This is a genomic window from Chengkuizengella marina, assembly GCF_009910845.1.
Classification (GTDB): domain Bacteria; phylum Bacillota; class Bacilli; order Paenibacillales; family KCTC-33759; genus Chengkuizengella; species Chengkuizengella marina.
Genome location: NZ_SIJB01000025.1, coordinates 64,657 through 87,089, shown reverse-complemented (window position 1 = coordinate 87,089; position 22,433 = coordinate 64,657). Strand labels below are relative to the sequence as shown.

Here is a 22,433-nt window from a genome sequence, read left to right as displayed (position 1 = left end):
ACCGTAAGGGGAGCATATCAATACCGCCTTTGGCGGTTTTTTGTTTTATAAGATAAATAGTAACACTATGTTCACTTATGTGAGTTATTTATTAATATTTTTCTTAATTCAGGTTCATTATTTAATAAATCATTTAGTGTATATTGATCTAATAATTCTAGAAATGCATTTAGCGCTTCGTTTAACACATTCTTTAATTTACAGACTGGACTTATAATACAAGAGTTATTTTCCGTATCAAAACATTCTACTATGTTAGATCTATTCTCAGTTTGTCTGACTACCCAACCAATATTGATATCTTTTGGATCAGAAGCAAGTTTAATTCCACCTCCTCTTCCTCTAGTGGTATGGATTAGTTTTAACAATCCTAATTCATATACTACTTTCATTAAATGGTTTTTAGAAATCCCATATGTTTCTGAAATTTCCTTTATATTACTTATTTTATCTACAGGTTGTGTCGCTAAGTAGAGGAGAACCCTGAGGGTGTAATCTGTATAATTTGTTAAACGCATTTCCATCACTCCAATGAATGTTGTTATTCTATTATACCTTTAATTATCATTGTAGTTCTAGTGAGCACTTTAATAAGTGCTCACTTTTTTTATTAAGTGTTACGGTTAACGACGATGTTCAAAAAGATCAATTACACCCAAAACTACGTGGGCTAATCCAAAACCAAAGATGGTGCTAGAAATCATTGGATTTCCTTTCTTAGTTTGCTTCAATGTGAGACCAGTTGCAGTTACTGCTGTTCCCAACAATGTTGGAATCAATCCCTCACGAATGTTCATTCCTATTTCCTCCTTCATTGGTATGATTTTTGAACATCAACATTATTTTTAACTTGTTCGAAATATAATATGAAAAGTAATTTGCTATGAAAAAATTACAATATTAAAGTGTTCGAAAAGTTGTAACTTAAAGATGTATTTTAAATACATTTTATAAACTATACTTAAAGAAGTAAATAAAATACATCTTTTATTAGGGGGAAGCTTTATGAATTTACACACAATTAATATCATTAAATCAACAGTACCAGTATTGCAGGAACAAGGAGAGGAAATAACAAGTCATTTTTATAAGATGATGTTTAATCATCATCCAGAATTATTAAATATTTTCAATCATGCTAATCAAAAACAAGGAAGACAGCAGAAAGCCTTGGCTGGATCTATATTAGCCGCTGCTGCAAATATAGATAATTTGGAAGCCATTCTCCCTGTAGTGAAAACAATAGGACATAAACATCGCAGTTTAGGGATTAAACCTGAACATTATCCTATAGTTGGTAAGTATTTACTATTAGCTATTAAAGAAGTTTTAGGAGAAGATGCAACAGATGAAATCATGGAAGCATGGGAAATCGCTTATGGTTTTATTGCAGATACCTTTATTTCAATTGAACAACAAATGTATGAGGAAGCAAATCTAAATGGAGGTTGGAAAGACTTTAGAAAGTTTGTGGTTTACAAAAAAGTTAAAGAGAGTAAAATGATTACCTCTTTTTACTTGCGACCAGAGGATGGAAAAGAAATCTCTAACTTTCTACCTGGTCAATATATTAGTATAAAAATGAATATAGAAGGGAAGAAACATACGCATATTAGACAATACAGTTTGTCTGATTCCCCTAATAAAAATTATTACAGAATCAGTGTGAAAAGAGAAGTGGGTTTTGATAATAAACCTGATGGTGTAGTATCTAATAATTTGCATGATCATGTGAATCAAGGAGATATTGTGCAAGTAAGTGCTCCTGCAGGTGATTTTGTATTAAATACAGAACATGATCTTCCTATTGTTCTCATTAGTGGTGGAGTTGGTCTTACTCCAATGATCAGCATGTTAAATACATTGATTAAAAAGCAGCCATCACGTCCAGTTTATTTTATTCATGCAGCAATCAATAGCGAGTATCATGCTTTTAGAGATCATGTACAGCAGCTTACAGAGAAACACGATTTGTTAAATTATTTAGTTTGTTATCAAACGCCAACAGAACAGGATAAACAAACAAGTAGTTTTGAAAAAGAAGGGTTTATTGAAATGGAATGGTTGAAGAGTATTCTACCTTCTCAAGCTGATTTTTATTTTTGTGGACCAGTACCATTTATGAAGCTTTTATATAAAGGTTTAAAAAAGTGGGGAGTAGATTTACATCATATACATTATGAATTTTTTGGTCCAAAAGCAGAAATAGAGGAATAGTTAACTTTAATTTCGACAAAAAAGCCTTAGGATTAAAATAATACGAAACTAAGGCTTTTAACACTTCATTGAGAAACGGGAGAAACCTTTTCTTCTTTAAAATATTTAATTAATTCATCCTCTGAGGTGTCTGAGTTGAGCCATTCATCAATCATTGTTTTGACTTTGGTATATTCTGTTTCATTAACATAATCGTACCAAATTTTTTGAGGATTATTATTTGAAGGAATCCCTTTTAAAGTATATGTTTGAATTTGTGGATTTTCAGATTTTAAATATAAGTTTGCTAACTCTTTTATCATGTATGGTTTCATATCTGTCTTCAAATTTTCACCGATAATTTCAATGACATCAAATAATTTCGTTATATTTGATGGTTTTTTTGCTTCTTCTATTATAGCGATAAGAACTTCTTGATGTCGTTCCATTCTTCCAAAATCACCTTGCGAGTCTGAACGAAATCTTGCAAATTGTAATGCTTCTTCTCCATTGTAACTTTCTTTACCTCCAACAACGATAATTTCAGCTCCTGAATATGTATATTTAATTAAATCTTTTTCTACTGCCAAACTTATCCCACCTAATGCATTTACAAGCTGTTTGAAGCCATAAAAATTAATTTTTGCGTAATTATGTATGGAGATATCAAAGAAGTGTTCAACTGTATCTTTTGCAAGTTTTACGCCACCAAATGCAAATGCATGATTAATTTTATCTTTCCCTCTCCGGCCAGGGATCTTTACATAAGTATCTCTAGGGATTGATAGTAGTAAAACTTTAAGGTCGGATGGTCTAATAATGGATAGGATTATACTGTCTGATCTTCCTTGTTCTTTTCCCCTTGCATCTTCTCCTAAAAGTAACATGGCAAATGGTTTAGTGTTTTCAATCGTGGTTTCATTTTCTTCTTTCTTTTCTTTTTTTAATTGTACTGTTCTTGGAAACAGCTGAAAGTTAATAATACCTGGATTATTTAGTTGATACGTTACATTTTCATTTGACTTTAAAATGTTTTTTGATTCTGTCAATGGTTCATATGATTGCTCTAATTTTTCTTCAAGGTGTTGAGCAAAAAACCAATTAAAAGCCATAAATTTAATTGTATTTTTTAGAAAATAGCTCGAGATAAAAACTAACAACACAGCACTTAATATATATATGTACTTTTTTTTCATGAAAAAACTCCTAAAAATCAATATCGTATTTTATATGTTTTCCGTTTATCAGGAAAATATAAAGGTAATTTATACGATTGTTTTAGAAGGATGTAAAAGTAGTTATTTTATAAAAAATGATTTGAAATATGACATCATTATCTATTTTGTCTAATTTTGAAATTTATGTGAATGATTTTACAACTAAAAAAGGATACAAGTAAAAATAGACAAATATTTTCCATATTTTGTTCATTTAATTGGTACATTATTCATTTTATTGAAATGCTACATTGTAGATAAGGAAATATTTCTTACAAAAGGGGTGAGAGGATGTTTGAAAAAATAAAGTCGCTTGATAAAAAGTTCATTTTATTATTAGGTATCTTGTTAGGTCTTATATTTACAATAGCAAGTGCAGAAACATTACATTACACTGATTCTGCTGAATTTTGTTCAACATGTCACCCTATGGATAGTGCTTATAGCACTTATTCTGATTCAACACATGCTAACTTAGATTGTAATACATGTCATGCACCAACTGATAACTTTGTAGAGAAAATATGGTTTAAATCAAAGGCAGGTTTACATGATATTTATATGAATACGTTAAACGTTGATGAAATTCCAGATGTCATTCATGCAAAAGATGCAACTGTTGAAGTCGTTCAAGAAAACTGCGTATCCTGTCACGAGAATTCTATCAATAATGTAAGTCATAATGTGAAAGGTACATGTGTTGATTGTCATCGACAAGTGCCTCATGGCAAAAAAGATAAAAATAAATCCGAGCAATTATATGAACCAGGAACGTACAACATTAAAGGTTTAATGAGAGTTGGAGGGAATGAAAATGATGGTTAATTTGAAACGTCTGTTTCCTTTATGTCTTGTTTTGATTTTGAGTGTTTTCATCGTGTCAGCTTGTCAATTAGATACAGAGGGAACATCAGAAGTAGCTCTAACAGGTCTTTCTCCTAATGAAATCAACAATGAAGCTTTTCAGGATCTTTTTCCTCTTCATTATGCTAGTTATCAAAAAAATTTAGAGATGTCAGATACAAAGTTTGGAGGTTCCGTTCTTGCGTCTAAGTTTGAACATAATAGAGAACCGTATGCACCTATATTATTTAATGGTTATGGATTTGCTAAGGAATATAATGAAGATCGTGGACACATTTATGCAGTAGAAGATAATATTTCAATCGCAAGAATAAATGATAAATCAATTGCTTCTTGTTTTACTTGTAAAAGTTCAGCCGTTCCAAGTATGATAGATCAATTTGGTGATGAGTTCTGGACTAAAAATTTCCGTAATGAAATTATCCCACTAGCAGAAGAAATGGGACATTCTCCGATAGGATGTTCAGATTGTCATGATCCTGAAACAATGGAACTTCAAGTGACTCGCCCCATGTTTGCTACAGCAATGTTAGAAAAGGGTGAAGATATATCTAATCCAACATTAAATGAAATGCGTACTTATGTTTGTGCGCAATGTCATGTTGAATATTATTTTGAACCGGAAAATAAAGCAGTTACGTTCCCTTGGTCAGAAGGTTATCAACCTGAGGAAATGTTTGAATACTATGAAACTATTGCAATGGAATCTGGGTTCTCAAAGGATTGGATACACAATGTCTCAGGTGCACCAATGTTAAAATCCCAACATCCTGAGTATGAGACATGGGCTGAAGGTACACACGGAAAGGCTGAAGTAAGCTGTTCTGACTGTCATATGCCGTATACTCGTGAAGACGACAGAAAAAAAATTACTAGTCATTATTGGACCTCTCCGTTAAAAACCATTGAACAATCTTGTCGGACTTGTCATGCTGATCAAACGGAAGATGAGTTAAAGGACAAAGTTGAATCAATTCAGGATATGAATAAAGATGCATTGGATAAAGCAGGAGATATTTTGCTTACCTCACATTACTATGTGAACAAAATGATCACATCAGGTGTACCTGAAGATAAAATCAAACAAGCGCAGGATTTAGTAAGAATGGGACAATGGTTTTGGGACATGGTTTCTGCTGAAAACTCAACTGGCTTCCACAATCCCCAAGGTTCAATGGATTCATTAAAAACATCTGTAGAAGCTTCGAATGAAGCGATCATTTTGGCAACTGAGGAGCTTGTCAAATTTGACGTAAACATAGATGAATTAAAAGAAGAAATCGAAAAAGTTAAAAAAGCTGTTTATGATGAACCTGATAATTTCAAGAAAAATGAACATGCAACCAATGATTATTTCCCTCCACAAAAAAACTAGAGTAATACATTGAGAACTGAAAAGTTATGAAGGGGAGAGGATTATGAAAAAAAATAAAAAGATGCTCATAGGCTGCAGTATAATTTTTGTTGCAACTATTGTCTTACTAATAGGAGCTACAACAAAAGCGAGTGGTTCTGAGCTTACTTTACAAGAGATTATACAAGAGCCTCATAAATTTCAAGGTCGTTTTATTATGACACAGGGTGACTTAATAGAAAAGTCAATTCAATGGGATGCTGATCTTATTCAACTTAGTTTCAAAATAGAAGATGAATTCGGGAATGTTTTGACCGTTGTGCATCAGGGTGTTAAACCAGATAATTTCAGTGAAGATGTGATTGTGATCGTTGAAGGTTTTATTCATGATGATGGTATTTTCACAGCTGAGAAGGTTCAGACGAAATGCCCTTCAAAGTATGAAGGAGAAGAGTACGATCCTGAGTTACATGAAAAAGAGATTGAATAGTCAGAGATTAACTAACAGTAGTGTTCATTGAAATGAGGGTATATTATGCATAATATCGGAGTTCTGACAATCTATTTGGGTTTAGCTATTTCTATTTATTCATTTATTGCATTCATTGTTGGAGTGATAAAGCAAGATCAAAAATGGGTGAATAGTGGCAAAAATGGAGTGTTGACATTATTTCTTCTTACAAGTCTAACAATAGTTCTTTTATTATATGTCCTAGCAACCAGTCAATTTCAATTTAAATATGTATCCATGTACACAAGTAGTGATCTTCCAATCGTATATAAACTCTCAGCTTTATGGGCAGGAAATGCTGGATCACTATTACTTTGGACATTTTTATTAACGATGTATACCACAATGGTTGCTTTCTCTAATAAAATGAAAGGAAATCCGATGGTTCCTTATATTTCTACAATAATGTTAGGGAACGCGATCTTTTTTTATTTTATTTTAGCAACGACTACAAGACCATTTGAATTAAACGATTTTATTCCTTCTGAAGGTAACGGTTTAAATCCAATGCTGCAGGATCCAGGCATGATTATTCATCCCATAACACTTTATTTAGGTTATGTAGGTTTAGCTGTTCCATTTGCATTTGCGATAGCTGCGCTGATTTTAAAAAACGTAGATTCCTTTTGGATACGAATGACAAGACGTTGGACTTTACTCGCATGGTTGTTTTTAACGCTTGGGAATTTATTGGGTGGATATTGGGCTTATTTGGAATTAGGCTGGGGTGGATATTGGGCATGGGATCCAGTAGAAAACGCATCATTTATGCCTTGGTTAACCGTGACAGCATTTCTGCATTCCGTCATGATACAAGAGCGAAAAGGGATGTTAAAGGTTTGGAATTTGTCTTTAATTATTTTGTCTTATGCACTAACGTTGTTCGGTACATTTTTAGTGCGAAGCGGTGTCCTAACTTCTGTACATGCTTTTGGAGATACAAATTTAGGAACTTACTTTTTAATTTTTATGGGCATAGCTGTGATTTTTGCAATGTATGTCATGATGAGTAGGTATCATTTACTAAAAAAAGATAGTGATCATTTTGAATCTTTTTTCTCAAAAGAAAGCAGCTTTTTAATTAACAATTTAATTTTAGTATGCGCAGCATTTGCCGTATTTTGGGGTACGATATTCCCATTAATTTCTGAGGCAGTAAGAGGTACAAAAGTAACAGTTGGCGTACCGTTTTTTAACACTGTAATGTCTCCGATATTGTTGTCACTGTTGTTTATATTGGCCATTTGCCCACTAATTGCTTGGCAAAAATCGACGATAAAAAACTTACAGAAGAATTTTTTAATCCCAGCATTATTAACCATCATTGTTGCGATTCTTTTATTTATTATGGGAATAAGAACTATTTATCCTATCATTGGATTTACATTAGTCGCTTTTATGTTGTTCACTCATATTTCTGAAATTTTTCGTGGGGTGAAAGCACGAAGTTCTGTGACACTAGAAAATTATCCAATAGCACTCATTCGCTTAATCTCAAAAAATCGTCGTCGTTACGGAGGTTATACCGTACATTTTGGGATTGCATTGATTGCAATAGGTATTATAGGTTCACAGAATTTTAGTGTAGAATCTATGAAAACTGTTGCTATTGGTGAAAAGATAAACATAGCAGACTTTGAGATTACATATGAAAATTTAGCTCAAAAAAGTGAAGGTCTCAACGATATCATATTTGCTGAATTAAAAGTTCAAAAGAATGGAAAACATGTGGGTTATATTCAACCAGAAAAAATCTTTTATAGTAATTGGCAACAACCTTCAACTGAAGTTGGAATGATAAGTAGTTGGCAAGAAGATCTATATATTGTGATCAGTGCATGGGAAAGAGACTTACGTGCAACTTTTGTGGTTCGTGTCAATCCGTTGGTAAAATGGATTTGGACTGGTGGAGTTGTTGTAGTCATTGGTACGTTATTTGCGATTTGGGGAGGCAGACAAAATCAAGTCATTCCAAGATATCGTGGAACTGTAAGAAAAGTAACTTGAGGAGGACGATGATGAAACGATTCGTTTTTTTGATCATTTTCTCATTACTATTATCAGTTAACGTGATTTTTGCAGAAGAAGATTTTGATTATAATTCTAAAGAATTTCAATCCATTGTGAGAATGTTGTCTATGGAAGGTCATAGTGGTGATGATTTAGCAACTTGTCCTGTCAAACAAACTTATTATAATGAAGTTGCTGGATTGTTGGCACAGGGGAAAACCAAAGATGAAATTTTAAATGACTACGTTGACCAGTTAGGAGAAGAAGCATTAACAGCCCCAGTTAAAACAGGTTTTAGTCTTACCGCATGGATTACCCCATTTTTATTATTGTTCTTAGCAACATTCTTTGTTTATTTCTTAATTAAAAAATGGGTAAGTCCAAATCAATGTGGTGATGACTTAAATCGAGAGTTTATAAATGAAACAGAAACTGAGATCTTACTATCTGTAATTGAAAAAGAACGTAAAAAGTATTTTTAATGCATGTTCAGAAAGTCCTGTTTTTAGCACCGAAAATGTGAAAGTCAGATTTGAAGTCGAGTAGACCTCCTGGAGATACTTCGTGATCACGATTGAAAATCAGTCACTTCCATGTGACTAATGTAGTACCAGCACGTCCTGTGCTGGCAAAAGGGGACTTTTTGAACAACCTCTATTAGGATGTGAAAAAGAATGGACTTTATAGTTATGCTAACAAGTGCTCTCATAATTATAGGTTGTTTATATATGGTTTTAGCTCCTTTTTTTCATCAGAAGATATTAACAAATGCAGATTTAAAAAAATCTTCTGATAACGAAGTGATAAAACAAGAATTCTATGCAACTTTAAATGAAATTGAGATGGATTATAAAATGAATAAATTGTCAGAATATGATTACAGACAATTGAAGAAAGAGGTTGAATTATTCTTTGTAGAATTATTAAGGGATCAAGATCAATTACCTGAATTATCTAAGGAAAAAGAAAATAAGCAAATTTTAGAAGAGATCCAATCAGAAATTCAAATTGAACTAGAGTTATTAAGAAAAGAACGAGGATTAAAGGGATAAATCTATGAAAGGAAGGTGAAAACCACTGTGATCTACTTCAGTGGGATAACATGCAGAATTTCTTTCTTTTAACAGAATCAAATGTGACTAGAAGCTCACCGAATTTTCACAATGAAGGTCATATTCGAATGTGGCACGATTCACCATTAAGAGAGTTTAATCCACACATTGTTTTAATTGTTTTTGCAGCTATTCTTTTTGCCTTTGTTGGTTATTATCTCTTTTTTAAATTGAATAAAAAAGAAGTACTGGAGCATGGAACACTGAACACGCAAAAGAAAAAACAAATTCAAGACTTACTAGAAAAACGTTCTATCATACTAGACAAAATGGTTGATCTAGAGCAGTCACATCAATCGAGAGAAATGAATCAATATGAATTCACAAAAAAATATGAAGGCTATAAACAGCAATTAATTCAAGTGAAAATAAAATTAAAAAAATTTACTGAATAAGTTAAAGGGGGTTTTACAGTGATTAAGACAGTAACTCTAAATAAAACAATTGCAGAAAAAACAATTTTAAATGATATTAATATCACTGTAAATCAAGGCGAAACAATTGGGATATTAGGTCCTAATGGTGCTGGAAAAAGTACAATTCTTAAAATTATTGGGGGATTAATGAAACCCTCTTTTGGTCATGTAATGATCGACAATATCCCAGTAAAAGAAAATAACTTAGAAATAAAAAAAAAGATTGGCTTTTTAGCACATAACAGCTATTTATATGAACACCTTTCTCCTGTAGAAAACTTGACTTTTTTCGGTAAACTATATCAAGTTAATCAGCTTGAATATAAAGTGAAAGAGTTGATTCGAGAAGTAGGATTACAGTTTTTTATGAATGAGCCAGTTCGTTCTTTTTCAAGAGGTATGATTCAACGTTTGGCCATTGTTAGGGCGATTGTTCATGATCCATCGATATTAATTTTAGATGAACCACATACAGGACTTGACCAACAAGCCAGCCGTATTTTAAATGAACTCATTTTAAAAAAGAAAGAACAGAAAACAACTATTTTAATGGTAACCCATGATTTAGCACAAGCAATCGAGACATGTGACCGATTTATTTTAATGAAAAAGGGTGTAATAATAGATGATTTTGTATTAGAGAATAAAAATGTACATCAATTAAAAGAAATCTATTTGAGACAGGTGGGCTAACCATGAGAGATTTAATAAAATCAGCCTTAGCTATCACCTGGAAGGATTTATATGCGGAATGGAGGACAAAACAAGTTTTTAGCACTATGTTAATCTTTTCAGGACTTGTCATTGTTACTTTCAGTTTTGCTTTTGATCCTACGAATAACACTATAAGAGCAGTTATTCCAGGCATGATATGGGTGATTACGATATTTGCTGGAATATTAGGTTTGAATCGATCATTTATATCAGAGCAATATAATGATAGTTTACACGGATTAATTGTTTCCCCAATTGATCCATCTAGTATATATTTTGGAAAATTTCTCTCAAATTTTATTATTGTTTTGTTTGTGCAGATGATTACAATTCCCCTTTTATTTATTTTGTTTGATTACAAAATGAATGGAAATATATTATTGTTTTTACTTGTTTTATTTTTAGGCAGTGCAGGATTCATTTGTGTGGGTACTTTTTTAGCAGCACTTTCGGCAAATTCACGAAGCAGTGAAATGTTGCTGCCGATCATTTTGTTTCCTGTAATTAGTCCAATTGTGATTGCAGCTGTGCAATCTACTCGAATCTTATTAATAGATGTAGAAGAAATTGAAAGTTTATTCTCTTGGATTAGTTTAATGGCAGGATATGATTTATTATTTTTTGTGTTTTGTTTCTTTTTATTTGAATTCATTATGGAGGTGTAATAAATATGCATCGATCCTTGATTTGGATACTCATTATTTTAATGAGTGTTGCACTTTATTTAGTGTTTATCTGGTCACCAATAGAAAAAGTAATGGGGAATGTACAAAAAATTTTTTATTTTCATGTTGGGTCAGCTTGGGTGGCATTTCTGGCATTTGGTGTTGTGTTTGTGTACAGTATTCTGTTTTTAATGAAGAGAAAAAGGTCTTATGATATGATTGCTGGTATTTCAGCAGAAATAGGCGTTTTGTTTACTGCGATTGTGTTAACAACGGGTCCTATTTGGGGTAGAAGTGCTTGGAATACATGGTGGACATGGGAACCTCGTTTAACAACCACATTCATTTTGTTTTTCCTTTATTTAGCGTACATTTTTATTCGACGTATGGATGGAGCGTGGGAGAAAAAGGCAAGATTAGCTGCTGTTTTTGGAATTATTAGTTTCATTGATGTACCTATCGTATTTATGGCCATTAGGTGGTGGAATTCCAAACTTCATCCGATTGTATTTGGTGACGCTCCAAATCAATCAGGAGGTGGGATTGAAGGAGAAATGTTAGTCACTTTACTTTTTTGTCTTGGTGTGATCACATTGCTATATATTGTACTACTTCAAAAGGGAATTTACATTGAAAGAACAAAACTAGCAGTTGAAAATGTTAAAAAAAATATACAAGAAAAGTTAATGAAATAAGTTACTATGCCTTAAAATGCGACATTAAGAAATACTAAGTGATTTGCTCTGTGAGTGACAAAAGAAAATTTTCATTTATTTGAGGAGGGTTAAAAAATGAGCTATTTATTTGCTGCTTATATGGTGATCTGGATTTTATTATCTGGTTATTTAGTGATTTTAGGTAAACGTCAGCAAAAGATTAATAAAGAAATTGAATTCATTCGAGAGCTTGAAAATACTCAATGATGATTTAAATTAATGGATTTAATGTTTTATTGAAGGAAGGGGTTTACTTGAATAAGAATGGAATATTGTGGGTTATTATCATTTTTGTTGTTGGTGTATTGTTTATCTTAGCAAATGGGCTTAGAGGTGTTGAGGTACCAGAAATAGGAGAGCTAGCTTATGATTTTAAGTTGTATAGTACAGATGATGAAATTTATAGGTTATCTGATTTTAAAGGTCAGTACGTTGTTCTAAACTTTTTTGCTACCTGGTGTTTCCCCTGCCAAGATGAGGAACCAGAATTAGAAAAATTCCACCAAACCTATGAAGAGCAATATCCTCTTCTCATCATTGATCGCAGTGAGCCTAAGAGTAGAATTCTAGAGTTTAAAAAAGAGTATGATTCTACAACAACTTATTTAATGGATAAAGATGATAAGGTTTCACAATATTATGGTGTTAGAGGACAACCAGAAACATTTATTATTAATCCAGAAGGGTTTTTAATAGAAAAAATAATTGGACCTACAACATCTGAGGATTTAGCTAGTAAAATTTACTTAGCTATATTAAATAACAAATAATATGAACTAATTATGAGGTGATAGAGTTGAAAGGGCATAAACCGGAAATGCAGCTTACAATTGATCATTTAGTAACAGTACAAGAAGAGATTAATAAAATAGTAACAGGTAAAAAAACGACAGTTAGAAGGCATGGTAAATATGCTGAAGTTGGAGAGATATTAACATTAGACGGTCAAAATTATCGAATCAAAAATGTATTTCAACAAGCTAATAAAGATATGACAGATGAAGATGCAACAAATGATGGTTATGAGAATCTAGAGGAGTATCGTATAAGTATACAAAAACATCATAATATCACTACATTAAAATTCAACCCTGAAAAGTATTTTTGGGTTCACGTGTTAGAAAAAATGAATGTTTAATAAATTAAGAGGAGCCCCGCAAAAGTTTTTGAACTCGTTTTATAAATGGATTTCAATGTTATAGTTTACTTTTGCGGGTTATTTTTTTACCCAGTTATTGAATCTTGAAAATCAGCTAAACATTTAATAAACCTCTCCCCATATTTTTGAAACTTTGCCTGTCCTACACCTTTTATTGCTAAAAATGCAACTTCATTATTAGGGCGTACCTCACACATTTCTACTAATGAAGCATCATGGAAAATTGTGAACGGTGGAAGATTTTCTTCATCTGCAATTTGTTTTCGTAAACCCCTCAGTACTTCGAACAAATCTTTGTCGTAATTGAAGGACTTTTCTTTTTTTGTAATGATCTGCACTTTTTGAAATACTTTCTCTTCACCTTTCAGTACCTGTATGGATTTATTGTTTAACTTGACTATTGGAAATTTACTTTCAGTCAATTCAAGAAAACCATCTGCGATGAGTAATTGGATAAGTTGTATGACTTCTTTTTCCTTTTTTTCTTTCATTAAACCATATGTGGATAATTGATCAAACTTAAATTGTTTTACTTTACTGTCAGCAGACCCTTTTAAAACCTTAGCTGTTAAAGTAACTCCAAATCTTTCCCTCATTCTTTTTACACAAGAAATTACCTTTAAGGCATCGTTTGTGATGTCAGTTAATTTTCGATCATCTTTACAGTTGCTACATTTATGACAAATATCATAAGTCTGATCCCCAAAATAACGAACGATATGTTGTTGTAAACAGTTACTTGTATGGCAATAATCGATCATTTGCTGTAACTGACTATATTCTTTTGCTTTATAATTGTCATCCTTTTCAGATTGTTCAATCAAATATTTCTGTGTAATGATATCTTGAGGTGAAAATAATAAAATACATTCCCCAGACTCCCCATCTCTACCAGCTCTTCCAGCTTCTTGATAATAAGATTCAATATTTTTTGGTAAATTTAAATGAATGACAAAACGGACATTTGATTTGTCAATTCCCATACCAAAAGCATTTGTAGCAACTATGATTTTTATGTCATCAAACAAAAAAAGATCTTGATTGGATTTTCGTACTTTTTCCGTTAATCCAGCATGGTATTTTTCTACACTAAAACCCAACTTCTTGAGATTTTCATAACATTGATCTACTTCCTTACGGGTAGATGCGTAAATTACTCCAGATTCATCAGTTCGATCCCGCAAATAATTTTGTAAAAAATCTTGCTTGTGAACCCCTTTTAGAACGGAAAAAGATAGATTATTTCTAGCATAACCTGTTTTCGTAATAGTCGGTTCTTGTAGTCTTAAGTTGCGTATGATATCTGCTTCAACTTTATCTGTTGCTGTGGCTGTAAACGCTGCAATAACTGGTCTCTTTGGTAGTTTGCTAATCAGTTGATAGATGTTCATATAACTTGGTCGAAAATCATGCCCCCACTGAGAAATACAATGAGCCTCATCAATAGCAATCAAAGGAATATGAATGTTTTGAAGTCGCACCATAAAGTATTCTGAATCTAACCTCTCTGGTGCGATATATACGAGTTTATATTTTTGTTCTGAAATATTTTTTAGTCGATTGTTCATTTCTTTCACTGAAACAGAGCTATTAATATATGTACTAGAGACTCCCATCGCATTTAGAGTATCTACTTGATCCTTCATTAATGAGATTAATGGAGAGATAACAAAGGTTGTTCCTTCAAAAATAAGAGCTGGTAACTGATAACATAATGATTTGCCACCTCCCGTTGGCATGATGGCGACAGAGTCTTTTTTTTGTAATATACTTTCCACCATTTCTTGTTGTCCTTGCTTGAATGAAGCATATCCATATACATCTTTTAGTTTTTCATATATCAAGCGTTTCATAATAAACTTCCTTTCATTGAAGCTGTAACTCATTCATATAATTATCCATTATCAAAAAAAATCATCATATCATAAAGTTTAACCTTTTTAATCATTCTAAAATATGGAATAATTAAATTACACTTATTATAGCAATTTTATCACTTACCTGGCTGTAACACATCCTCTAAAAGTCTCCTATAAGTGATTTTTTCCTTATTTAATTTCTTCATAAACTGTAGTTTATGAATCATTGGATTGAATTTATAAATAATGAATTGTGATATTTTCTTTTATTATTTAAAAATGGGGAAGGAGGGATTGTGATGTTAAATGAAGCTTTACTTATTGTGGACATGAGTAATGATTTTGTACATGAAAATGGTGCTTTAACAGCTGGTGAACCTGCACAGAAAATTGTTCCTTATATCATGGGAATAGCCCAAACTTTTTTAGATCAAAAAGGTTTAGTAGTTATCGCTATGGATGCTCATCAAGAGAATGATGAACATTTTGAATTATGGCCAGTTCATAACGTTGTAGGCAGTTGGGGTCAGAAACTTTATGGCGATTTAGAAAATTGGTATGAAGTTAATAAAAACAATAAAAGGCTGTTTTACGTACCAAAGGAAAATTATAATGCATTCCATGGTACAGATTTAAAAGTGATATTAAACGGTTGGAATGTGAAGAAGGTGCATATTGTAGGTGTATGTACTGATATTTGTGACTTCTTAACGATAGCAGGAGCGGATGCAAATGGATTTAAAACGGTCATTCATAGCAGAGGAACAGCGACATTTACCAAACATCAGGAATTATTTTTAGAACATGCAAAGTTATGTTTTCATACGGAGATTATCAAGTGAATAAAAGGAGATAGCATGAATACTAATTTGAGTATGTTTGCTGATTTATATCAATTTACAATGATGTATGGATATTACAAAACAGGAAAAATGGACGATGAAGTCGCTTTTGATTTGTTTTTTAGAAAAAATCCATTTCAGAATGGTTATACAATTGCTGCTGGTTTAGAGACAGTGATACAGTATATTCAAAATTTGAGCTTTTCAGAGTCAGAAATTGAGTTTTTAAAATCAACAGGGATATTCCAAGATGAACGTTTTTTTGACTATCTAAAAAATTTAAGCTTTACAGGTGACTTGTACGCAGTTCCAGAAGGTACGATCGTATTTCCGAATGAGCCAATCATAAAAGTGAAAACTAGATTATTTGAAGCCCAGTTTATTGAAACTGCATTGCTTACACAAATCGGTCATCAGAGTTTGATTGCCACAAAAGCGAATCGAATGGTTAAAGTTTCCAAAGGAAAACCAATTTTAGAATTTGGAGCACGCAGAGCTCAAGGTGTCGAAAGTGCAGTACTTGGATCCAGAGCAGCGATCATCGGAGGGTGCAGTTCGACCTCTAATGTAAAAGCTGGGAAGGAATTTAACTTAATGATCTCTGGTACTCATGCACACAGCTGGATCATGAGTTTTGAAAGTGAACTTGAAGCATTTCGTAGTTATGCAGAGTTATTTCCAGATCAACTCATTTTACTTGTGGATACTTATGATACCTTAAAATCAGGATTACCCAATGCTATAAAAATTTTTAAACAAGTGTTCAAGAAGCATGGTAAACCTCAAAAATATGGAATTCGATTAGATAGTGGCGATTTAGCATATTTGAGTAAAAAAGCTAGGGAGAGTTTAGATCAATCAGGGTTTTATGACGCTATTATTGTTGCATCCAATGAATTAGATGAATATACGATTAGAGAATTAGAATCTCAAGATGCAAAGATTGATGCTTATGGAGTGGGTACAAAACTAATTACTGCTTACGATCAACCAGCACTTGGCTGTGTTTATAAATTAGCTTCTGAGAAAATAAACAATAAATGGGTTCCGAAAATTAAACGATCTGAAAATCCTGAAAAAATAACAAATCCTTGTTTGAAAAAAGTAGTCCGCTTTGTAAATGAGGATAAAAATGAAGCTTTAGTTGATTTAATTATGCTAGAAGATGAAAAAATTCCAAGTCAACCATTTGAAGTGTTTGATCCAATTCACACGTGGAAAAGAAAAATAGTTCAGCAATGTAAATGGTTTGAATTGTTACAACCTATATATTTAAAAGGTGGATTGGTGTATCAATCTCCTTCTATCAGTGAAATTGTTGATAATGTTAAAGAAAATCTAGATCAATTTTCAAAGGAACATAAACGGTTTTCAAAACCTCATGTTTATCATGTTGATTTATCTCAAAAGTTATGGGATATGAAAATGAAATTATTAGCTGAAATAAAATGAAATGTGCATCTAAATGTATTTTTTGATAAAATGTAAGGACCATAAGATACAAGTATAATCATATGGTGTTTTTAAACTATTTAGGAGGTGAAACCTTACCCTGTTAGGCGTAAGGTACTTTTGTTGGATTATTTAAACTTATTTATCGTAGCACTACTTATTTTGTTAACAGCCTTTTTTGTAGCAGTGGAATTTGCCATTGTTAAAGTAAGAAGCACCAGAATTGACTCCTTAGTAAAGGAAGGAAATAAAAACGCAAAAGCAGTTAGAAAAGTCTTGAATAATTTAGATGGTTATTTGTCTGGGGCTCAATTAGGAATTACAATTACAGCCCTTGGATTAGGTTGGATAGGTGAACCTACGGTAGAAGTTTTATTGGAACCTATCTTTGAGTATTTTCATTTTTCAAGCACGGTTTCATCAACATTATCCTTTATTATTGCATTTAGCATTATTACTTTCTTACATGTTGTACTTGGTGAGCTTGCTCCAAAAACCGTTGCCATTCAAAAGGCTGAAATGGTTAGTTTGATGTTGGCAAAACCTTTAATTTTATTTAATGCTATCATGTATCCATTTATTTGGGTTTTAAATGGTTCTGCAAGAATATTTGTTCGTTTATTTGGAATAAAACCCGCATCAGAACATGAGCTTGCACATACGGAAGAAGAACTGCGCCTCATATTATCAGAAAGTTATAAAAGCGGTGAAATTAATCAATCTGAATTGCAATATGTAAATAATATTTTTGAATTTGATGATCGACTTGCAAAAGAAATCATGATCCCAAGAACTGAGATCAGCGTTATATTTAAAAATTATGATGTGAAAGAAAATTTAGCAATTATAAATAGAGAAAAATATACAAGATATCCCGTTGCCATAAACGATAAAGATCAAATTATTGGAATGGTTAATGTGAAGGAGATCTTTGGAGATTATATAAATGGTAAACAAGAGAAACTTGAACATTATATTCGACCAATTATTCAAGTCATTGAGACGATACCTATAAAGGATTTATTAGCAAAATTACAAAAAGAACGCATGCATATGGCAATTCTTGTAGATGAATATGGGGGTACTGCAGGTTTAGTCACTGTTGAAGATATTTTAGAGGAGATTGTAGGGGAAATTCGTGACGAGTTTGATGAAAATGAACAACCAAACATTAATAAAATTAATGAAACTAGTGCAATACTAGATGGGAAAGTACTAATTGAAGACGTAAATGAACTATATAATTTAAATATAAGAAATACAGATTTAGATACGATTGGTGGTTGGGTTTTATCTGAAGCTGATGAAATTGAAGATGGAGTTGTTATTAAAAAAGGCAGCTATGATTTTAAAATCATCGAACATGATGGGCATCAAGTGAAGAAAGTTGAAGTAAGAAAAAGTTCTTCAGACAAAGAAAATAAATAATTATTTATGTTAAGATCCAACAATAAAAGTCAGCTTCCAGTTATGTGGAAGCTGACTTTTTAAAAAAATTTATAAATCTTTCAGATTAAAAATTTTAAAGAATGAAGGAGATTAGCTAAGTCTTTAACTCATACAGAGTTTTATGTTAAGAATGTAATATGGCTATTTGTTTCTTTATGAAAAAATACGTTTTAATAAACCTTTTTTGTCAAAGTTAGCTGCTAATTCCTGTGCTTCTTCCATTGCAGTTTGTTTGCTTTCTTCAGCTTTCTCTGTTCCCAAAGCCAGTCCTTCAGCAATGATACTAGTGACATCAGTAACTCCAACAAAACCTAATACTGCTTTTAAGTGACTATCGGAAAAGTTCATTCCTTGTGCAGGTCCTTCAGAGTATATACCTCCAGCAGCTTGAATATGAACAGCCTTTTTCCCTTCTAATAATCCAACAGGTCCAGTTTCAGTATACTTAAATGTTTTTCCTGCTATTGCAAATGTATCAATATATGCCTTTAATGTTGGAGGATAACTAAAATTCCATAATGGAGTTACAAATACATAACGATCTGCTTCAACAAATTGATCTGTTAACTCATTGATGCGACCTAATTTAGATTGTTGTTCTTTTGTTAATGACTCAAAACTCTCTCCTTCACCTAACTTACCCCAGGCACTAAGTACATCTTCATCAAGTAAAGGAATATTTTCGTTATGAAGGTCTAGTTTAACAATTTCTACATCTGGATTTTTCTTTTTGTATGTTGCTAAAAATTCTTTCCCTATTTGCTGACTTACTGAATTTTCTTCAGATAATGGATGAGCTGTAATATATAATAATTTACCCACTAATCATCTTCCCCTCACTATGCTATTAATTACTTTATGTAAGTAATATTAAAATATTAATCAAGTTATGTCAAGTAATTATGTGATATTTAAATGTTAAATTTACATATATATTTTGTTATATTATAAAAAAAGGATGAGATCAAAAATAGTTCAAAAAAACAAGATTTATAAAAGATGGATGGTCTTGGTATATTTGATATTGCTAAAATGACTCACAATTCATAATTTCAGTCTTAAAAGAAGTTTGCTTTTAAATTCATTAAGTGGTATAGTTAATTTAAATCATTTACAAATATAATACAGATTTAATTTAGCTGTAACTTTTAAGGAGATAGCAGAGTTGAATCTTCTTAAAAGTTGCAGCTTTTTAAACGTTTTATATAGGTGAGATGATTAATTAAGAATATGTACTTAAGGTATATTTAGGAGGATTTTTTAATGCAAAACGGTACTGTAAAATGGTTTAATGCTGACAAAGGTTTCGGTTTTATCGAAGTTGAAGGTGGAGATGATGTTTTCGTACATTTCTCAGCTATCACTGGTGAAGGTTTCAAAACTTTAGAAGAAGGTCAAGCAGTTTCTTTTGACGTAGAAGAAGGTAACCGTGGACCTCAAGCTGTTAACGTAGTAAAAAAATAAAGATATAAAGCGAATAATCGCTTTTAAGCATATTTATTTCAAATCTAACGTTTACAACAAAGTAAATGAAAATCCCCATTAGTTCATTCTAATGGGGATTTTTTTATTATAATCATCATTTTAGTGAGTGATTTTACATTTCTTTTACAAATATTCGTACATTTCTAAACAACTTTTGGTACATTTAGTAGTAGATCATGGTGATTTTATTTTCATTATATTATGATCAAAAATATTTGTTGGGAGAGTGTTCTATGTTTTTTCAAACAAAGAAAAAAAAGTGGTACTCCGTAATTATCATTTATATTTTATTGTTTTTTCCTCTATTCGCAAATGTTCAAAGTCTTGCAGAAGGACCCAATGATCCAGCCCCAGAAATTCAAGCAAGAGGACAGGTAAATGGTAAATCTGTTTTATTTGATAATACCCATGGTCAAACGGCTGGTGCTGCAGATTGGGTAATTGATGGTGCATTTTCTGATTTTGCAAACGCGATTGCAGACCATGGATATGATGTAAAGGAGCTTAGAACATCATCACCTATTACATACGCTGATTTAAGTACTTATGATGTATTTGTTATCCCTGAAGCAAATATTCCTTACAAAGTTTCTGAACAAAATGCAATGATTCAATATGTTCAAGAAGGAGGAAGTATATTCTTTATTTCTGATCATTACAACGCAGATCGAAATAAAAATAGATGGGATTCTTCAGAGATTTTTAATGGTTATCGTCGTGGTGCATGGGAGAATCCAACAAAAGGAATGAGCACTGAAGAAGCAAACTCGACTGCAATGGAAAATGTGTTAAATTCTGATTGGCTTGCTGAACATTTTGGCATTCGCTTTCGTTATAATGCTATTGGTGATGTGACTGCAAATCAGATCGTTATCCCTGAACAATCCTTTGGAATTACAGAAGGTGTTCAGAATGTAGCGATGCATGCAGGATCAACATTAGCTATATTAGATCCAACAAAAGCTAAGGGTATAGTTTACCTTCCGCAAACCAATGCTGCATGGAACTATGCTGTAGATCAAGGTGTTTATAACAATGGTGGTTTAGAAGAAGGTCCATACGCAGCCATTTCTAAATTAGGTTTAGGAAAAGCAGCATTTATTGGAGATTCATCACCCGTTGAGGATAGTACTCCTAAGTATGTTAGAGAAGAAAATGGTCAGACAAAAACAACTTACGATGGTTTTTTAGAACAAGATGATGCCACACTCCTTATAAACATCATAAATTGGTTGTCTATTCAAGAAGATTATTCTAGTTTTGCCACAGTTGCTGGATTGGAGTTAGATCAACCAACTGCTTTGTTAAATATGGAAATACCTCAAAATTCAACTGAACCTGAATTTGAGCCTTGGTCACAGCCAGATGCTGGATACAATTGGTGGGATGCTTCAAGCTTTGCACAGGGATCATATGGTCACAGTACTGATTCAATTCCAACCGACCCTTCAATAGAAGATGGTATTTATTTCTCAGAGTATATAGAGGGAAGTAGTTATAATAAAGCATTGGAGATTTATAATGGGTCTGATCAAGATATCAACCTTTCCAGTTATAAGATCGAACTTTCCAATGTATCAACAAACATCTCATTATCGGGAACACTACAAAAAGGAGATGTATTTGTTATATCTCATTCTAGCGCAAACCAAACACTTTTGAATATTTCAGATATGACTACGTCCAACCTATCTTTTAATGGAGACGATTCAATTACTTTAAAACAAAATAATGAAATCGTTGATGTAATAGGAGTATCAGGCACACAATTTGCGAAGGATACCACTTTAATTCGAAATGAAGACATTACTTCCGGAACAACTATCTATAATAGTAATGAATGGACACCACACCCTAATAATACGTTTGATTATATCGGAACACATACATCTGTAGGTGGTGGCACCAATACAGAAAGCTTATTCTTTTCAGAATATATAGAAGGCAGTAGTTTCAATAAATCGCTTGAGATTTATAATGGAACAGGGCAAGATATTGATTTATCTTCTGGTTATTCGATTCAGCTGTCAAATACTTCAACTTCAATAAACTTAAGTGGCATATTACAAAACGAGCAAGTTTTTATCATTTCACATTCTAGCGCAGACCAAACACTTTTAAATGTTTCAGATATGACCACGTCTAATCTATCTTTTAATGGAGACGATTCGATTACTTTAAAACAAAACAATGAAATCATAGATGTTATTGGATTTATGGGCACACAGTTTGCAAAAGATATCACATTAGTAAGAAATGCGGACATTATTTCTGGGACTACAAGTTATAATAGCAATGAATGGTCATCACATCCCAATAATACGTTTGATTATATTGGTTTTCATTGATATAAAATAATTCATTATAATTTAGAAAGATCTTAGTGAATAACTAAGATCTTTTTTTTGTTCA

General features: G+C 32.2%; 23 protein-coding genes and 1 pseudogene. 19 read left to right on the top strand and 5 right to left on the bottom strand.

All coding sequences use genetic code 11. The features are described 5' to 3' along the window. Positions 1 to 71: 71 nt before the first annotated feature. Together ERL59_RS11465 and ERL59_RS11460 are read right to left on the bottom strand one after the other, a co-directional pair. Positions 72 to 518, bottom strand: coding sequence for an Rrf2 family transcriptional regulator (locus ERL59_RS11465; protein WP_160646356.1), 447 nt, complete (start codon positions 516 to 518; stop codon positions 72 to 74). Between the two features lie 105 nt (positions 519 to 623). Next, complete coding sequence (locus ERL59_RS11460; RefSeq protein ID WP_160646355.1) at positions 624 to 797, bottom strand: asparagine synthase; 174 nt, start codon at positions 795 to 797, stop codon at positions 624 to 626. A 208-nt stretch (positions 798 to 1,005) separates the two neighbouring features. Here ERL59_RS11460 and hmpA point away from each other — a divergent pair, with 208 nt between their 5' ends. Beyond that, positions 1,006 to 2,217 carry an NO-inducible flavohemoprotein gene (gene hmpA, locus ERL59_RS11455; protein ID WP_160646354.1) on the top strand — a complete coding sequence of 404 codons (1,212 nt, stop codon included), beginning with the start codon at positions 1,006 to 1,008 and terminating at the stop codon, positions 2,215 to 2,217. A 65-nt stretch (positions 2,218 to 2,282) separates the two neighbouring features. Here the strand turns inward: hmpA and ERL59_RS11450 are convergent, their stop codons facing one another. After that, positions 2,283 to 3,392 (bottom strand): LCP family protein, encoded by a 1,110-nt coding sequence (locus ERL59_RS11450; RefSeq protein WP_160646353.1) that lies wholly within the window; start codon positions 3,390 to 3,392, stop codon positions 2,283 to 2,285. A gap of 312 nt (positions 3,393 to 3,704) precedes the next feature. Between ERL59_RS11450 and ERL59_RS11445 the strand changes: the two genes are divergently transcribed. The 13 genes from ERL59_RS11445 (at position 3,705) to ERL59_RS11385 (ending at position 12,913) form a co-directional block, all read left to right on the top strand. Beyond that, positions 3,705 to 4,238 (top strand): cytochrome c3 family protein, encoded by a 534-nt coding sequence (locus ERL59_RS11445; protein WP_160646352.1) that lies wholly within the window; start codon positions 3,705 to 3,707, stop codon positions 4,236 to 4,238. Further along, positions 4,231 to 5,652 (top strand): ammonia-forming cytochrome c nitrite reductase subunit c552, encoded by a 1,422-nt coding sequence (locus tag ERL59_RS11440; protein WP_407925708.1) that lies wholly within the window; start codon positions 4,231 to 4,233, stop codon positions 5,650 to 5,652. Before ERL59_RS11445 ends, ERL59_RS11440 begins: the two co-directional genes overlap by 8 nt. 43 nt (positions 5,653 to 5,695) lie before the next feature. After that, a complete protein-coding gene (locus ERL59_RS11435) occupies positions 5,696 to 6,121 on the top strand; it encodes a cytochrome c maturation protein CcmE (RefSeq protein WP_160646350.1) in 426 nt (141 codons plus the stop codon). Positions 6,122 to 6,166: 45 nt separating this feature from the next. Then, positions 6,167 to 8,149 carry a heme lyase CcmF/NrfE family subunit gene (locus ERL59_RS11430; protein WP_160646349.1) on the top strand — a complete coding sequence of 661 codons (1,983 nt, stop codon included), beginning with the start codon at positions 6,167 to 6,169 and terminating at the stop codon, positions 8,147 to 8,149. A gap of 11 nt (positions 8,150 to 8,160) precedes the next feature. After that, on the top strand, positions 8,161 to 8,634 hold the full coding sequence (locus ERL59_RS11425; RefSeq protein ID WP_160646348.1) for a cytochrome c-type biogenesis protein CcmH: 474 nt from the start codon (positions 8,161 to 8,163) through the stop codon (positions 8,632 to 8,634). A 192-nt stretch (positions 8,635 to 8,826) separates the two neighbouring features. Continuing rightward, entirely contained in the window at positions 8,827 to 9,204 is a 378-nt protein-coding gene (locus ERL59_RS11420; protein ID WP_160646347.1) for a hypothetical protein, read from the top strand. Between the two features lie 50 nt (positions 9,205 to 9,254). Beyond that, entirely contained in the window at positions 9,255 to 9,659 is a 405-nt protein-coding gene (locus ERL59_RS11415; protein WP_160646346.1) for a hypothetical protein, read from the top strand. Between the two features lie 18 nt (positions 9,660 to 9,677). Further along, entirely contained in the window at positions 9,678 to 10,373 is a 696-nt protein-coding gene (gene ccmA / locus ERL59_RS11410; protein WP_160646345.1) for a heme ABC exporter ATP-binding protein CcmA, read from the top strand. 2 nt (positions 10,374 to 10,375) lie between these two features. Next, positions 10,376 to 11,059, top strand: coding sequence for a heme exporter protein CcmB (locus tag ERL59_RS11405; protein WP_160646344.1), 684 nt, complete (start codon positions 10,376 to 10,378; stop codon positions 11,057 to 11,059). 5 nt (positions 11,060 to 11,064) lie between these two features. Continuing rightward, on the top strand, positions 11,065 to 11,754 hold the full coding sequence (locus tag ERL59_RS11400; protein ID WP_160646343.1) for a cytochrome c biogenesis protein: 690 nt from the start codon (positions 11,065 to 11,067) through the stop codon (positions 11,752 to 11,754). Between the two features lie 96 nt (positions 11,755 to 11,850). Next, a complete protein-coding gene (locus ERL59_RS11395; RefSeq protein WP_160646342.1) occupies positions 11,851 to 11,982 on the top strand; it encodes a CcmD family protein in 132 nt (43 codons plus the stop codon). Positions 11,983 to 12,029: 47 nt separating this feature from the next. Next, on the top strand, positions 12,030 to 12,545 hold the full coding sequence (locus tag ERL59_RS11390; RefSeq protein WP_160646341.1) for a TlpA family protein disulfide reductase: 516 nt from the start codon (positions 12,030 to 12,032) through the stop codon (positions 12,543 to 12,545). Positions 12,546 to 12,571: 26 nt separating this feature from the next. Next, the gene (locus tag ERL59_RS11385; protein WP_235929864.1) at positions 12,572 to 12,913 is read left to right on the top strand and encodes an ASCH domain-containing protein; all 342 of its coding nucleotides are present in this window, start codon (positions 12,572 to 12,574) and stop codon (positions 12,911 to 12,913) included. Between the two features lie 86 nt (positions 12,914 to 12,999). Here ERL59_RS11385 and recQ read toward each other — a convergent pair whose 3' ends face one another. After that, entirely contained in the window at positions 13,000 to 14,787 is a 1,788-nt protein-coding gene (recQ, locus tag ERL59_RS11380) for a DNA helicase RecQ (RefSeq protein ID WP_160646340.1), read from the bottom strand. Positions 14,788 to 15,092: 305 nt separating this feature from the next. Between recQ and ERL59_RS11375 the strand changes: the two genes are divergently transcribed. The 3 genes from ERL59_RS11375 to ERL59_RS11365 all read left to right on the top strand — a co-directional run bounded on the left by ERL59_RS11375 (position 15,093) and on the right by ERL59_RS11365 (position 18,515). After that, positions 15,093 to 15,635 (top strand): cysteine hydrolase family protein, encoded by a 543-nt coding sequence (locus ERL59_RS11375; RefSeq protein ID WP_160646339.1) that lies wholly within the window; start codon positions 15,093 to 15,095, stop codon positions 15,633 to 15,635. A 15-nt stretch (positions 15,636 to 15,650) separates the two neighbouring features. After that, positions 15,651 to 17,087, top strand: coding sequence for a nicotinate phosphoribosyltransferase (locus tag ERL59_RS11370; RefSeq protein ID WP_160646338.1), 1,437 nt, complete (start codon positions 15,651 to 15,653; stop codon positions 17,085 to 17,087). Positions 17,088 to 17,210: 123 nt separating this feature from the next. Continuing rightward, a complete protein-coding gene (locus tag ERL59_RS11365) occupies positions 17,211 to 18,515 on the top strand; it encodes a hemolysin family protein (RefSeq protein WP_160646362.1) in 1,305 nt (434 codons plus the stop codon). 174 nt (positions 18,516 to 18,689) lie between these two features. Here the strand turns inward: ERL59_RS11365 and ERL59_RS11360 are convergent, their stop codons facing one another. Then, positions 18,690 to 19,358: an FMN-dependent NADH-azoreductase gene (locus ERL59_RS11360; RefSeq protein WP_160646337.1), complete on the bottom strand. Its 669-nt coding sequence runs from the start codon at positions 19,356 to 19,358 to the stop codon at positions 18,690 to 18,692. A gap of 441 nt (positions 19,359 to 19,799) precedes the next feature. Between ERL59_RS11360 and cspD the strand changes: the two genes are divergently transcribed. Further along, on the top strand, positions 19,800 to 20,000 hold the full coding sequence (gene cspD / locus ERL59_RS11355; protein WP_160646336.1) for a cold-shock protein CspD: 201 nt from the start codon (positions 19,800 to 19,802) through the stop codon (positions 19,998 to 20,000). A 254-nt stretch (positions 20,001 to 20,254) separates the two neighbouring features. Further along, positions 20,255 to 22,225: pseudogene (locus tag ERL59_RS11350) on the top strand (lamin tail domain-containing protein); the annotation flags it as partial. Positions 22,226 to 22,433: the final 208 nt, after the last annotated feature.

Bases quoted from the DNA above. Each gene is read 5' to 3' on its own strand.
- ERL59_RS11465 (WP_160646356.1), bottom strand. From the start codon at position 518: ATGCGTTTAACAAATTATACAGATTACACCCTCAGGGTTCTCCTCTAC.
- ERL59_RS11460 (WP_160646355.1), bottom strand. From the start codon at position 797: ATGAACATTCGTGAGGGATTGATTCCAACATTGTTGGGAACAGCAGTA.
- hmpA (WP_160646354.1), top strand. From the start codon at position 1,006: ATGAATTTACACACAATTAATATCATTAAATCAACAGTACCAGTATTG.
- ERL59_RS11450 (WP_160646353.1), bottom strand. From the start codon at position 3,392: ATGAAAAAAAAGTACATATATATATTAAGTGCTGTGTTGTTAGTTTTT.
- ERL59_RS11445 (WP_160646352.1), top strand. From the start codon at position 3,705: ATGTTTGAAAAAATAAAGTCGCTTGATAAAAAGTTCATTTTATTATTA.
- ERL59_RS11440 (WP_407925708.1), top strand. From the start codon at position 4,231: ATGGTTAATTTGAAACGTCTGTTTCCTTTATGTCTTGTTTTGATTTTG.
- ERL59_RS11435 (WP_160646350.1), top strand. From the start codon at position 5,696: ATGAAAAAAAATAAAAAGATGCTCATAGGCTGCAGTATAATTTTTGTT.
- ERL59_RS11430 (WP_160646349.1), top strand. From the start codon at position 6,167: ATGCATAATATCGGAGTTCTGACAATCTATTTGGGTTTAGCTATTTCT.
- ERL59_RS11425 (WP_160646348.1), top strand. From the start codon at position 8,161: ATGAAACGATTCGTTTTTTTGATCATTTTCTCATTACTATTATCAGTT.
- ERL59_RS11420 (WP_160646347.1), top strand. From the start codon at position 8,827: ATGGACTTTATAGTTATGCTAACAAGTGCTCTCATAATTATAGGTTGT.
- ERL59_RS11415 (WP_160646346.1), top strand. From the start codon at position 9,255: ATGCAGAATTTCTTTCTTTTAACAGAATCAAATGTGACTAGAAGCTCA.
- ERL59_RS11405 (WP_160646344.1), top strand. From the start codon at position 10,376: ATGAGAGATTTAATAAAATCAGCCTTAGCTATCACCTGGAAGGATTTA.
- ERL59_RS11400 (WP_160646343.1), top strand. From the start codon at position 11,065: ATGCATCGATCCTTGATTTGGATACTCATTATTTTAATGAGTGTTGCA.
- ERL59_RS11395 (WP_160646342.1), top strand. From the start codon at position 11,851: ATGAGCTATTTATTTGCTGCTTATATGGTGATCTGGATTTTATTATCT.
- recQ (WP_160646340.1), bottom strand. From the start codon at position 14,787: ATGAAACGCTTGATATATGAAAAACTAAAAGATGTATATGGATATGCT.
- ERL59_RS11375 (WP_160646339.1), top strand. From the start codon at position 15,093: ATGTTAAATGAAGCTTTACTTATTGTGGACATGAGTAATGATTTTGTA.
- ERL59_RS11370 (WP_160646338.1), top strand. From the start codon at position 15,651: ATGAATACTAATTTGAGTATGTTTGCTGATTTATATCAATTTACAATG.
- cspD (WP_160646336.1), top strand. From the start codon at position 19,800: ATGCAAAACGGTACTGTAAAATGGTTTAATGCTGACAAAGGTTTCGGT.